This is a genomic window from Rhodococcus sp. P4_B6 (assembly GCF_056402215.1).
In genome coordinates this window covers 145,903-158,860 of sequence record NZ_JBFUHV010000002.1, presented here as the reverse complement: position 1 = coordinate 158,860, position 12,958 = coordinate 145,903, and the positions used below count along the sequence as shown (strand labels likewise).

The 12,958-nt window shown below is 69.3% G+C and carries 11 protein-coding genes; 6 read left to right on the top strand and 5 right to left on the bottom strand.

Going from position 1 to position 12,958, the window contains the following annotated elements:
• Positions 1–19 precede the first annotated feature (19 nt).
• The 5 genes from wzm (at position 20) to AC1DWT_RS01570 (ending at position 4,902) form a co-directional block, all read left to right on the top strand.
• Positions 20–892: a galactan export ABC transporter permease subunit Wzm/RfbD gene (gene wzm / locus AC1DWT_RS01590; RefSeq protein WP_005248784.1), complete on the top strand. Its 873-nt coding sequence runs from the start codon at positions 20–22 to the stop codon at positions 890–892.
• 9 nt (positions 893–901) lie between these two features.
• Positions 902–1,798 carry a galactan export ABC transporter ATP-binding subunit Wzt/RfbE gene (gene wzt / locus AC1DWT_RS01585; protein ID WP_072938429.1) on the top strand — a complete coding sequence of 299 codons (897 nt, stop codon included), beginning with the start codon at positions 902–904 and terminating at the stop codon, positions 1,796–1,798.
• Positions 1,795–2,706: a galactofuranosyltransferase GlfT1 gene (gene glfT1 / locus AC1DWT_RS01580; RefSeq protein WP_206014399.1), complete on the top strand. Its 912-nt coding sequence runs from the start codon at positions 1,795–1,797 to the stop codon at positions 2,704–2,706. The genes wzt and glfT1 overlap by 4 nt, the downstream gene beginning before the upstream one ends.
• 172 nt (positions 2,707–2,878) lie before the next feature.
• Complete coding sequence (gene rsgA, locus AC1DWT_RS01575; protein WP_206014398.1) at positions 2,879–3,961, top strand: ribosome small subunit-dependent GTPase A; 1,083 nt, start codon at positions 2,879–2,881, stop codon at positions 3,959–3,961.
• Between the two features lie 65 nt (positions 3,962–4,026).
• Positions 4,027–4,902 (top strand): class I SAM-dependent methyltransferase, encoded by an 876-nt coding sequence (locus AC1DWT_RS01570; protein WP_477919432.1) that lies wholly within the window; start codon positions 4,027–4,029, stop codon positions 4,900–4,902.
• On the opposite strand, the gene AC1DWT_RS01565 is transcribed toward AC1DWT_RS01570, so the two are convergent.
• The 3 genes from AC1DWT_RS01565 to AC1DWT_RS01555 form a co-directional block, all read right to left on the bottom strand.
• Positions 4,874–6,397 (bottom strand): glycosyltransferase family 39 protein, encoded by a 1,524-nt coding sequence (locus tag AC1DWT_RS01565; protein WP_095862859.1) that lies wholly within the window; start codon positions 6,395–6,397, stop codon positions 4,874–4,876. The two genes, AC1DWT_RS01570 and AC1DWT_RS01565, sit on opposite strands and share 29 nt — an antisense overlap.
• Entirely contained in the window at positions 6,394–8,283 is a 1,890-nt protein-coding gene (locus AC1DWT_RS01560) for a glycosyltransferase (protein ID WP_206014396.1), read from the bottom strand. The genes AC1DWT_RS01565 and AC1DWT_RS01560 overlap by 4 nt, the downstream gene beginning before the upstream one ends.
• 81 nt (positions 8,284–8,364) lie before the next feature.
• The gene (locus AC1DWT_RS01555) at positions 8,365–9,168 is read right to left on the bottom strand and encodes a glycosyltransferase (RefSeq protein ID WP_206014395.1); all 804 of its coding nucleotides are present in this window, start codon (positions 9,166–9,168) and stop codon (positions 8,365–8,367) included.
• Positions 9,169–9,217: 49 nt separating this feature from the next.
• Here AC1DWT_RS01555 and AC1DWT_RS01550 point away from each other — a divergent pair, with 49 nt between their 5' ends.
• The gene (locus AC1DWT_RS01550) at positions 9,218–11,434 is read left to right on the top strand and encodes a glycosyltransferase family protein (RefSeq protein WP_206016153.1); all 2,217 of its coding nucleotides are present in this window, start codon (positions 9,218–9,220) and stop codon (positions 11,432–11,434) included.
• Here AC1DWT_RS01550 and AC1DWT_RS01545 read toward each other — a convergent pair.
• Entirely contained in the window at positions 11,406–12,248 is an 843-nt protein-coding gene (locus tag AC1DWT_RS01545) for an SGNH/GDSL hydrolase family protein (RefSeq protein WP_206014394.1), read from the bottom strand. The genes AC1DWT_RS01550 and AC1DWT_RS01545 overlap by 29 nt on opposite strands.
• A gap of 61 nt (positions 12,249–12,309) precedes the next feature.
• The gene (locus AC1DWT_RS01540) at positions 12,310–12,933 is read right to left on the bottom strand and encodes a helix-turn-helix domain-containing protein (RefSeq protein WP_072938491.1); all 624 of its coding nucleotides are present in this window, start codon (positions 12,931–12,933) and stop codon (positions 12,310–12,312) included.
• Positions 12,934–12,958 lie beyond the last annotated feature (25 nt).

Genomic DNA, 12,958 nt, shown 5'->3' with positions numbered 1-12,958 from the left:
CCCGGTAGGCTCGGTGCCCGTGTCAGCATCCGCTATCGAAACCGAGGCCGCAGGCGGCCCGCTCCCGGCGTCCGATTCGCAGACCTTCCGTCGCGCGTTCAAGGACCTCAGGGACGGCTTCGCTCAGCGCGAGCTGTGGCTGAGCCTCGGCTGGCAGGACATCAAGCAGCGCTACCGCCGGTCGGTGATCGGCCCGTTCTGGATCACGATCGCCACCGGCGTGCAGGCCGCGGCGATGGGCATCCTCTACTCGGCCCTGCTGGACATCCCGCTGGACGAGTTCCTGCCGTACGTCACGGTGGGTCTGATCGTCTGGAACCTCATCAGCGCGAGCATCCTCGAGGGGTCCGAGGTGTTCATCGCCAACGAGGGGCTGATCAAACAGCTACCGTCGGCGCTGAGCGTCCACGTGTACCGGCTGGTGTGGCGGCAGCTGCTGCTGTTCGCCCACAACCTCGTCATCTACGTGATCATGCTGTTCGCGTTCGGGGTGTGGCGGCACCTGACCTGGATGTCGCTGGCCGCGATTCCCGCGATCGCACTGATCGTCGTCAACGCGGCGTGGGTGTCGATCATGTTCGGCATCTTCTCCACCCGCTACCGGGACATCGCGCCGATCCTCGGCAGCATGACGCTGCTGCTGTTCGTGCTGACACCGATCATGTGGACCACGCAGAGCCTCGAGGCGCAGGGCGGTCAGGCCGCCGAGCGCGTCAAGCTCGCCGAGCTGAACCCGCTGTTCCACTACCTCGACATCGTGCGCGCGCCGATGATCGGCCAGGACCAGCAGGCGTACCACTGGTACATCGTGCTGGCCATCACCGTCGTCGGGTGGACCGCCGCCATCCTCGCGCTTCGCAAGTACCGGGCCCGCGTGCCCTACTGGGTATAGGGGTTTGCCATGACAGAACACGTGAGCATCGAGACGCGGAACGCCTGCGTCGACTTTCCGATCTTCGACGCCAAGTCCCGATCGCTGAAGAAGGCGTTCCTCGGCAAGGCCGGCGGATCCATCGGGCGCAACAACTCGGACGTCGTGGTGGTCGAGGCCCTGCGCGACATCAACCTGTCGCTGAAGGAAGGCGACCGGATCGGTCTGGTCGGCCACAACGGTGCCGGCAAGTCGACGCTGCTGCGCCTGCTGTCCGGCATCTACGAGCCCACCCGCGGCAGCGCGAGCATCCGCGGCCGCGTGGCGCCGGTCTTCGACCTCGGTGTCGGCATGGACCCCGAGATCTCCGGCTACGAGAACATCATCATCCGCGGGCTGTTCCTCGGGCAGACCCGTAAGCAGATGCTCGCGAAGATGGACGAGATCGCCGAGTTCACCGAACTGGGCGAGTACCTGTCGATGCCGCTGCGCACGTACTCCACCGGTATGCGCGTGCGCGTCGCGATGGGCGTGGTCACCAGCATCGACCCGGAGATCCTGCTGCTCGACGAAGGCATCGGCGCCGTCGACGCGGAGTTCATGAAGAAGGCGCGCGTACGGCTGCAGGCGCTGGTGGAGCGGTCCGGCATCCTGGTGTTCGCCAGCCACTCCAACGAGTTCCTCGCCCAGCTCTGCGACCGGGCCATGTGGATCGACCACGGTCAGGTCCGGCAGGAGGGCGGCATCGAGGACGTCGTCCGCGCGTACGAGGGCGACGACGCCGCCGACCACGTCCGCCATGTCATCTACGAGATGGACCGGGAGAAGTCCGGGCTGAGCGCCTCGGCCGAACGGGACGTCCGTAGCGACAGATCGAACGAGCGTCCCGTTCGCACGGTCGCGGAAGCCGAGGCGGAGTCCGCGTGAGCGCTGCTGCCGAGCGGATCGTCGGCGTCGTCGTCACCCACAAACGCCGCGAACTGCTGGCGGAGTCGCTGAAGGTCCTCGGCTCACAGACGCGTCCGCTGGACCATCTGGTGGTCGTGGACAACGCCGCCGAGGACGACGTGCGCGCACTCGTCGAATCGGCAGGGATCCCCACCAGCTACCTCGGGTCGCAGCACAATCTGGGCGGGGCGGGCGGCTTCGCCCTGGGGATTCTGTACGCCCTCTCGCTCGGCGCCGACTGGGTGTGGCTCGCCGACGACGACGGCAGGCCCGAGGGGCCGAAGGTCCTGGAGACGCTGCTCGACTGCGCCGAGCGGCACGGGCTGGCCGAGGTGTCGCCCGTGGTCTGTGACATCGACGACCCCGACCGTCTCGCGTTCCCGCTGCGCCGCGGCGTGGAGTGGCGTCGGCTGCGGTCCGAACTGTTCGCCGACGGCGACGACTCGGCCGACCTGCTTCCCGGCATCGCGTCGCTGTTCAACGGCGCCCTGTTCCGGGCGTCGGCGATCGACACGGTCGGTGTCCCCGACCTGCGGCTGTTCGTCCGCGGCGACGAGGTGGAGGTGCATCGCCGGCTGGTGCGGTCGGGGCTGCCGTTCGGCACCTGCCTGCAGACGGCGTACGTGCACCCGAACGGCGCGGAGGAGTTCAAGCCGATCCTCGGCGGCCGGATGCACACGCAGTACCCGGACAACGAGACGAAACGGTTCTTCACCTACCGCAACCGCGGCTATCTGCTGTCGCAGCCGGGCATGCGGAAGCTGCTGCCGCAGGAGTGGGTGCGGTTCGGGTGGTATTTCCTCGTCACGCGGCGTGATCCGCAGGGGCTGCGGGAGTGGATGCGGCTGCGCAAGCTGGGCCGTCAGGAGCGGTTCGAGCGGCCGTAAATTCGGTTGCGCCCGGGTTCCGCCGGGTGGGAGCATCGTGGGGTTCCGGTCGATAGACCCCAGTGTTTCGACCCTCAGGTGCTGCGAAGGAGTGAGTGTCCGATGACTGTCTCGTCGGTCGACGCCGCGTGCGTCCACTCCCCCTTCCCCCTCGCCTGACCGAACCCGCGCAGTGGTCCGGTCGGCACTCATCGACCCGAGGATCACACCCATCATGTTCGATTCCGGACACCTCCTGCCCTACGGCTGGAACGACACACTTTCCGACACCTTCGACAGTTACCCGGCCGACGGCAGCGAGCCCGGGCGGGTGATCCGCGTGGACCGCGGTCGCTGCGACGTCGCCGCGCCCGCCGGCGTCGTCCGCGCCCTCGCCGGCGAGCACACGCTCTGCACCGGCGACTGGGTGACGGTCCACCGGCACGGCGACGACATCGCCGTCGCCGACCTGTTTCCCCGGCGCAGCGCGATCGTCCGGTCGTCCGCGTCCGGCCGGTCCGAGGGGCAACTCCTCGCGGCCAACGTCGACACGGTGGTGATCGCCGCCGCACTGGACACCGCCCTCGATCTCGGGCGCATCGAACGACTGCTCGCACTGTCGTGGGAGAGCGGCGCGCAGCCGGTGGTCGTCCTCACCAAATCCGATACCGTGCACGACGTTTCCCTCGCGACCGCCGAAGTGGCGGCGGTGGCTCCGGGCGCGACCGTGGTCGCGGTGAGCGCCGATACCGGCGACGGCATCGACATCCTCACCGCAGTGATCGACGGGACCGTCGCCCTCATCGGACCGTCGGGCGCGGGCAAGTCGACGCTCGCGAACGCGTTGCTCGGCGAGGACGTGCTCGCCACCGGACGCGTCCGCGAGGGCGACAACAAGGGACGGCACACGACGGCACACCGGGAACTTCTGCCACTGCCGTCCGGCGGCGCTCTGATCGACACGCCGGGACTGCGGGGCGTCGGCATGTGGGACGCGGCCGACGGCATCGACAAGACGTTCCCCGAGATCGAGGAACTCGCGGCGCAGTGCCGGTTCGCGGACTGCTCGCACGAAGCCGAACCCGGGTGCGCGGTCCAGGGCGCGGTGGCGGGCGGCGAACTACCCGAACGCAGACTCGCCAGCTACCGCAAGCTGATTCGCGAGAACGGGTGGATCGCGTCCCGCACCGACGCACGGCTGCGGGCCGAGCGGGAGCGCGAGTGGAAGACCATCGCCCGTCGGCAACGCCAGATGTACCGCAGTCGCGGTCACTGATCTGGGTAAACGACCCGCATCCCGGTTGACTCCCTGAGCCGGGATGCGGGTGGCAACATGGGGCTATGTTCGATCTTCGGAGAAAGGCCCGTCTGAAGTTTCAACGTGCCATGTCCGAGGTGGTCGCCGAGTCCGACCGGCGCTCCCGCGAGCTCACCGAGAACCAGCACGACCAGACCCTTGCCGAGCTGACCGCGACCAACCAGGAACTGGCCCGGGTGCTGTCCGAGCTGTCCGATGCCCGCATGGAGATCTCCGACGTCCAGCAGCGGCTCGGCGAACTCGAGCAGCAGGCCCGCCGCGACATCACCCAGGCGCTGGACGTGCGGGCCACGAAKGAGGCCGCGGAGTTCGTGCTCGAGCACATGCCGAAGGCGCCTGTGTTCTGGAATCCGCAGGACACGTTGCGGTACGGGCTGTCGCAGGTGGAGGTCGAGGGGCTGGCGCTCGAGTTCGGGGTGGCGTCGGGCACGACGCTCCGGATCATCGTCGAAGAGTTGAAGGACGCCGAGCACGAGGTGTTCGGGTTCGACGTGTTCTCCGGTCTGCCGCAGACGTGGCGCACCGGGTTCCCGGCCGGGGAGTTCGCGCAGGAGAAACTGCCCAAGGTACGCGGCGCGGAGCTGGTGCCCGGGCTGTTCGAGGACACGCTGTCGGGCTTCCTCGAGAAGCATCCCGGACCGGCGTCGTTCGTGCATCTCGACGCCGACCTGTACTCGTCGACGAAGTCGGTGCTCGACCGGCTCGAACAACGGCTCGTCGCGGGCACGGTGATCGTGTTCGACGAGTTCTTCAACTTCCCCGGCTGGCAGGAGCACGAGTACCGGGCGTGGACGGAGTTCGTCGACCGCACCGACGTCGGATTCGAGTACCTCAGCTACACCGCCAACCACGAGCAGGTGGTCGTGCGGATCACCGCACCAGTTTCACCGCCTGGGTGACGTTGAACGTCGCGCGGTCGTCGATCCGCAGCCCGGACCGGGCGAGCGCGGCGAACGCCTCGGTGTCCTCGAAGTGGTACGGCGGCAGCGTCCACACCTCGTTGGACGTGTGCCGGATGATGCGCTCGCTGTCGCGTTCGTAGTCGGTGAAGAACCAGACCACGGAGCAGGAGTCGAGCGCGCCGGCGAGGTCCGGGACGGCGAGTTCGTCGTCCCACAGCGACCCCCGGCTCGCGGCGGTGGTCCCGAGCCCGATGTCGCGGGTCCCGTCGAACGCCTCCGGCCGCACGTCCTTGACGAGCCGCAGCGACGTGGGGTTCCACGCCGGTTTGTCGAACAGCACGCAGTCACCGGGCCGGAGGTGCTGCCCGGCGAAGACGTTGACGGTGCTGAAGTCCATACCGCTGGGTTTCGCCCACTGTTCGCGCTGGGCGACGTAGCCCGGCGACGCGGCGACCGCGAGCACGGCCAGCACCGCGGCGGACTGCCACCATTTCCGGGTCAGCGCGGCCAGGCACAGCCCGCCGATCAGGGCCACCGCCGGCGTCGTGAACGTGAAGTACCGCGGAAGGTACACCGGGCTGCGCAGCAGCGAGTAGGCGAGCAGCAGCGCCATCGGCACCGCGACCCACGGCAGCGCGACGGACAGCGCCGGCGGCAGCCGGTGACCGCGCACCAGGGCCACCGCCCCGGCCACCACGAGCACGGCGAACAGCACGGCGAACCACGGTGCGCCGACGAACCACTGGTACTCGGCCACGGCCCGCGGCAGGTTGCGGTCGAGCGGCGGGATCCACGCCACCTGGACGGCTTCCCGGCGCACCAGCGCCACGAACGGCGCCGCGACCACCATCCCCACCGCCGTCGCCGACCCCCATCCGAGCCAGGACCGCCGGGCCGCACGCAGCAGCAGGAGCGTCAGCAGGTTCGCGGGCACCAGCGTGAGGAGGTAGACGAACAGCACGATCGACACCGCCAGGCCCGCGGCGTACAACGCCCACAGCCACCACCGCCGGAGTCTCAGTGCCGCAAGGAGAATCACGGTCAGCCAGACCGCGGCCGCCGCCGTGGCCGCGTATCCGCGGGCCTCCGCGGCCGCCCACGTGACGCTGGGCAGGACCACGAACAGGAGCCCGGACAGCACCGCCACCCGCCGGGTCGAGATCAGCGCACCGAGCACCACCACACCCGCGCCCGCGGCGCCCACGGCCAGGGCGCTCGGGAACCGCGCCGAGAACTCCGAGGCCCCGAACACCGCGAACCAATAGCGCATCGCGACGTAATACAGACCGTGCACGGCATCGATGTGGCCGAGCAGATTCGACAGGTCCGGCCGGGACCGCTGACTCGAATACAGCGTCGCGACCTCGTCGTACCAGAACGACGGACGCCAACTCCACGCCGCACCGAGCAGCACACCGACAGCGAAGACGAGCAGCGAATCCCGGGACAGCCCACGCACATCGCGGGCCGGCGACGGTCCGGGCAACGTCACTGACCGTACAGGCGAGCCCAGTTCTCCCGGCTGGTGAGCTGCGGCAACGCATCCCGGTACTGGCGCTGCGTCGACGCCGCATCCTCGCGGAACCGCTTCATCAGCTTCGCGGTCCGGGCCGTGAGTTCGCGCGCGGTCTCCTTGTCGCGGCGGCGCACCCGCACCCCGGACTGGGACGCGTCGGTGATGACGGCGGTGTCGAACAGCGACACGTGCCACCAGTGCGCCTCGGCCACAGGAATACTCGCGACACCGTGCTGGGTGCGGCCGAGCCACTGGTACGCCGCACGCTTGGCGAGGACGAGGTCGATCTTGCTCTTGTCCGGCTCGAAACCCGCATACCGGGTGACGAGGTCGGAGTTGCGGACACCGGGGATGTTCGTCGCGGGATGCTTGACGGTTTCGGGGAACCGCTTGCGTTCCTCCCGGATCGCCGCCAGCACGGCCTGACCGCCGTCCTCGAGCACCTTCGGCCCCTCGAGAAAGTCCTCGATACCGCGGATCATGGTGTACGCCAACCCGTACTGCATCGACACGAGGTACTGGGTGATCTCCCGCGTCATCATCTTGCTCAGCGACTTCGCGTCGAAGTCACTGTGCAGCGCGGCGGCGATCAGCGAGTTGCGGATGCTGAAGTACTTGGCCCAGTCGTCGCGGTCCTTCCAGTGGAAGTCCGCGTGCCACACACCGGCGTTGGGCAGCGTGACCGTGACGAATCCGGCCGCGCGGGCGCGAATGCCGTACTCGATGTCGTCCCACTGGAAGAACATCGGCAGCGGGAGCCCGATCTGCGCGACCACCTCGGCCGGGATCAGGCACGACCACCACGCGTTGTAGCCGGCGTCGACGCGCTTGTGCTGCTTCTTCTTCAGCAGGTTGATGTCGTGCCGCGACCCGGCCGCCCAGCGGCCCGCCTTCAGCTTCGACAGGTCCGCTTCCTCCGCGCTGACGTGCAGGTGCTCCGGGTTCATCAGGTACAGCATCTGCGCGCCGACGAGCGTCGGCTCGGTGGTGACGTTGGCGAACGCGTTCATCCGCAGGATCGACTCCGGCTCGCACAGGATGTCGTCGTCCATCAGGATCAGGTTGGCGTGCTCGTTGATGCCCGACACCTCGTACATGCCGCGGGTGAAGCCGCCGGCCCCGCCCAGGTTCGGCTGTCGCAAGTAGACGAGTTTGTCGCCCAGGATCTCGGCGACCTCGGTGAACTTCTCCCGGTCCGACACGTGGTCGCTGCCCTGGTCGACGACGTACACGGCGTCGATGCCGGACGCCATCGTCGGGTCGTTCGCGATGGCGGCGACGGTCTCGGCGCAGTCGTCGGCGCGGTTGAACGTGCAGATCGCGATCGCGGCAGGACGGATCACCGACGGCGTGGCGACGGTCCACTCCAGTTCACTCACGGCGAGGGCGCCGTCGACGGCGGTGAACTCCACCCACAGGGAGCCGCCGTCGAGATAGGCGTCAAGCTTCGCGGACAGCGTCGCCGTGCCCGTGCCGTCGATCTCCGTCGTCGACAGGATGCGGGAGTTGCCGCCCGAATCGGAGCCGCGTAGCGCCACCACGGCGCGGCCGTCGGCCTCGTGGCGGAAACCGACGGTCACGTCGGTGACCGTGGTCCAGCGCTGGTAGTAGCTGGCCGCGAACCGGCCGAAGTAGGTGTCGGTGTCGACCGTCGCACCCTTCTCGAGGTGCACGACGTGCCGCTCGCGGTGGGCGCGGCCCTTGACGATCCTGGCGTACAGGTCGTCCTTCACCCGGGTGGTCGGTCCCGTGAACAGACCTCGCGCCACCACCAAGCGGTCGGGTGCGCGATGCTCGGTGAGAGCACTCCGGACCGCGGCCGTGCTCCCGTCCACAGGTGCTACCGACGCAGACTCGTTCATAGTGCTCCTACTGTTCCCCGCGAGAGGTGGGCTGGACCGCACCAACGCGACGGCACGATCCTCTTCTCGGTTCGCAGGGTATCAACCTCGCGGCGCGCTCCCCGACCATGCGAGGCGACCTCCGTCCCGGTGACGGGCCCGCAGCCGGAACAGTCCCACCCCCATCGCGAGCACATCGGCCCTGGATATGCGGGTTTCGTGGCTGTCGTGGTCGGCGCTCAGACGCACCGGCACCTCGACCGGGACGAGGCCTGCGCGCTCCGCGAGGTAGACGAGTTCGGTGGTGAACAGGAACCCGGGCTCGACGAGGTCGGGAACGAGGCGGCGGACCAGGTCTCCGTCCATCAGGACGGTGCCCTGGGGGTCGCCGGTGCGCATCCCGAGGACCACCCGGCGCAGCGCCGCGAAACCCCACGTCAGGGTTCCCCGGAGGGCGCCGCGCCGCACCTGCGAGTCGGGGTGGGCCTTGGACCCGATCACGACTTCGGGCAGGCGGCCGTCGTGGGCGGCGGCGAACGTCTCGGCGCCGTCGAGGTCGTCGAACCCGAACGGCAGGTCGTCGGCGGTGAGCAGCACGTGCGCGCCGCGACTCGCCTCCGCGCCCGTCCGCAATGCGTTGCCCATGCCCTTCGCGCTCCGCAGGACGGTGAGCGTCACCTGCCCGGGCGCCCAGTCCGCGACGAGGCGGGTGCAGATGTCCACGGTGCCGTCGGTGGAGCCGTTCTCGACGACGATGATCTCGACGTCGTGGCCTGCCAGCCGTTCGGCCACCCGGCGGACGGTCTGCTCGATGACGGCGGCGGAATTGTAGGCGGGCACGACGACGGAGAGCGCCTTCGGCGCACGTGCGCCTTTCTGGTCGTGGGAACAACCGAAAAGGCGCACGGGCGCAGCCTAACTCGTAGGCTCGGAGTCCGTGGCACCCTCCGCGTCCGTGTCCTCGACGTTCACCCGATCGATACGCGGCGTCCCGGAGTGGGCGGTGGCACTCGCGGTCGCGGTGGCTGCCGCGACCGTCGCGACGGTTCCCCGGATCGTGTACGACCGCTTCTACTACGGCGGCGACATGCTCGAATCGTTCGTGCCGTCCTGGCACCGGATCGGCGGGGAACTGCTCGCCGGGCGGTGGCTCGCCGTCAATCCCGACGCCTGGATCGGTGGCAACTACGCGGGCGAGGCCGCCTACGGTCTCTACAACCCCGTCAACCTCGCCAACTACATGCTGGCCGCGAAGTTCGAGAACCTGTCGGTCGCGTCGTTCGTGATCATGGCCGAGTTCCTCGCGCTGTTCGCCCTCGGCACGTATCTGCTGTGCCGCGAATACGGCGCCCGCCGCGGTGCCGCGGTCCTCGCCGGGCTGACGATTCCGTTCAGCGGTTTCACCCTGTTCTACGAGGCGGCGGGCTGGCCGTCCGGGATGATGGCCATCGCCTGGGTGACGCTGTTCTGGTGGTCGGCGCTCCGTCTCTCGCGCGGCCGCACGAACCCGCTGATCACGTTCCTGATCGGCGCGCTGACGGTGAGCATGGGCAACCCGTACGCCGCGCTCGGCGCCGTGGTGATTCTCCTCGGCCTCGGGATCGGCCTCCTGGTCCAGCGGGAGTTCTTCCGGTTGCTCGTGCTCGTGATCACCGGCGCGTGCGCGGGCACCGCCGCGCTGGTGACGTACCTGCCGCTGTTCCTCAGCGTCGACGTCACCACCCGCGCAGGCAGCACCGGCATCTTCAACGACACGTTCCTGCAGCCGCAGATCGGCGGGCCCGCGGGAATGAGCAGCCCGTCGTATCTCCCCGTGATCATGACGTTCGGGGGTCCCGTCGAGGTGATCCCGTCGCTGTACCTCGCGTGGTTCGTGCTGCCGCTGCTGCCGTGGCTGCCGTGGGGCCGGATCCGCGCGCTGTTCGCGTCCCCGGGGTTCCGCCGCGCGCACGGGCGACCGCTCGTCAGCCTCGCGATCATCACGGTCGTCTACTTCCTCTTCACGTTCGGACCGTCGAACGTCGGAATGTTCCGCTGGCCGATCCGGCTGGTCGAATACCTCTACCTGTGCGTGGTGATCGGTCTGTCGCTCGCGCTGTCGCTGGGCCTTGCCCGTGACCGGGTGCGCCGGCGGGCGACGGCGTCGGCGGTGCTGATCGCATTGGGCTTCTATCTGGCGTTCGCGTCCTCCCCGGCCCTGACCGGCAGGCATGCGCTGTTCACGCTGCTCGTCGCGGCGCTGTGCGCGATCGCGTACGTCGCCTGGCGCACCCTGGGCCCGAGCGGTCTCGTCGCCGCTCTCGTTCTGGGAACGGTGGCGGTGACCGCCGCGCAGGTCTGGTCCCTCACCCACGACGTCGACCGCGGCAGCCGCGTCGACCCGTCCAGCACGTCGCTGCTGTCCGCGCAGACCGACCGCTACCAGGGCACCGTCCTGCAACTCGCCGACCTCGGCGACACCTCCCCCGAGGACGTCACCGCAGGCCGGATCCTGTTCGGCAACGAGATCATGGCGTCGTCCGCGGTGAGCAGCATCAACGCGTACACCGGCATCGGGTTCACCGAATTCCAGGAGGCCCTGTGCATGGACTACCGAGGCGCCGTCTGCCCCGGCGTGTACGGGGCACTCTGGCAGCCGGTGAACGCGGACATTCCGATTCCGCTGATCGACTACCTGCGGGTGTCGACGCTGGTGGTGGAGCACCGCCTCGTGCCCGAGGTGGAGACGGCACCGCCCCCACCCGGCTGGCACGTCACCGAACGCAGCGACTCCCGGACGGTACTGCAGCGCGACCGGCCGCTGCCCCTGCCCGGGCGGGTGTCGTTCGCGTCCGACGGCGTCCGGGTGCTCTCGTCCGACACCGAAGCGGCGACGGAGACCGTGCGGGTGACGGGCAGCGGCGGCACCGTCTCGTTCGCCCGCCTCGCGTGGCCCGGCTACTCGGCCACCGTGGACGGCGAGCCGGTGGACGCGACCGCGGGCTGGCACGGTCTGCTCGAGGTGTCGGTGCCGCCGGGTGACCACGAACTGGTGGTGACGTTCCGGCCGCCGCGGCAGAACCTGTCCGTCGCGGCGTTCGGGGCCGCGACGGTCGTGGTGCTGATCCTGTCCGTCGTCGACGCGGTGGTCCGCCGCCGGAAGCTCAGCGCGGCGACCACCCGGACGACGTGAGCGCCGACACCTCGGTGGAGCCGGACCCCGCGACCGCCGCGGACGACAACGCGTCGGCGATCAACTGGTGGCCGATCTGGTTCGGGTGGTCGCCGTCGTCGGCCAGCAGTCCGGTGGGATCGCCGTCGCCCCACGTTCCCTTGAACGTGCTGAACAGGTCGACGTACGTGGCGCCCTCCGAGCCCGCGACCTCCGAGATGACGTCGTTGGCGCGCAACGTCAGCGCGGCGCTGTCCCGCAGGAACTGCGGGCCGTACAACTCGCGGGCCACGTCGCCGTCCGGGAAGACGTCCCAGTACCCGGTGACCAGCACCGCGGTCGGCTGACCGGCCCGCAGTTCGGTGATGCGGTCGAGCACGGACGTCAACGTGGTCTGCAGTTGCGGCAGCACCGGCGCGAAGCAGCCGAGCCCGTCGTCGCCGCCGCAGTCGCCGTCCAGGTAGTCGTCGAGTTCGGTGTAGAAGTCGTTGGCGCCGATCGTGACGGTGACGAGATCGGCGGCACCCACGGCGTCGGCGTCGTATGCACCGGGTTCGAGGGAATCGAGCAGGTCGGTGCTGGTCCAGCCCCCGACACCCAGATTGGCCACCTGGACGGGCAGCGCCGTGTCGCCGGACAGCTGATCGCCGAACAGTTCCACGAACGGCGTGCATCCGGGGCATCCGTCACCGGCCGGGATCGAATCGCCCAGGCCCACCAGGGTCGCGACCGCGGGCGACTCCGGCTGCGCCACCGGCGGTGCCGTCGACGTGGAGCAGCCGGCGAGGAGCGGAATCAGAACCGCTACGGGAACACCGAGAATCCAGCGTCGCACGGGGCCTCCCCATCACGTCCTGCGCCTCGGAGGTAGCGCTCGTCACCGGTCCGCACGAATTCTACCGACGGTCGGTGCCGGACGCCGTTCCCCGCGGGACGGTCCGGACGTGCGCCCGCTCGCCCTGGGGACCGAACAGGCTGAGGATCTCCACCGGCTGCGGTCCGGGATTGCCGAACCAGTGCGGCACATGGGTGTCGAACTCCGCGACCTCCCCCGGCGTCAGGATCACGTCGTGTTCGCCGAGCAGCAGTCGCAGCCGGCCGGACAGGACGTACAGCCATTCGTAACCCTCGTGGACCTGCAGGTTCGGTACCGCGGTCGGGTCGCCCGGCGGGATCACGTGCTTGAACGCCTGGATCCCGCCGGGCCTGCGGGTGAGCGGGATGATCGTCGTGCCGTTGCGGTCGAGGGGCCGCAGGTGGACGCGGGGGTCGCCGGTGGCGGGTGCGTCGACCAGTTCGTCCAGGGGCAATTGGTGGGCGCGGGCCAGCAGCAGCATCAGTTCGAGGGTGGGTTTGCGCTGGCCGGCCTCCAGCCGCGACAGCGTGCTCACCGAGATCCCGGTGGACTCGGAGAGCTGGGCGAGGGTCGCGCCGCGCTGCTGCCGCAGTGCTTTGAGCCGCGGTCCCACGGCGTCGAGGACACCGTCCAGATCGGGTAGGTCGTCGTTCACACCACCCATGTTGCCACACTGGCAAACATTCTTG

What these genes read in the sequence shown, in the direction of transcription:
- wzt (WP_072938429.1), top strand. Translation starts at nt 902, where the DNA reads ATGACAGAACACGTGAGCATCGAGACGCGGAACGCCTGCGTCGACTTT.
- AC1DWT_RS01540 (WP_072938491.1), bottom strand. Translation starts at nt 12,933, where the DNA reads ATGGGTGGTGTGAACGACGACCTACCCGATCTGGACGGTGTCCTCGAC.
- AC1DWT_RS01560 (WP_206014396.1), bottom strand. Translation starts at nt 8,283, where the DNA reads ATGAACGAGTCTGCGTCGGTAGCACCTGTGGACGGGAGCACGGCCGCG.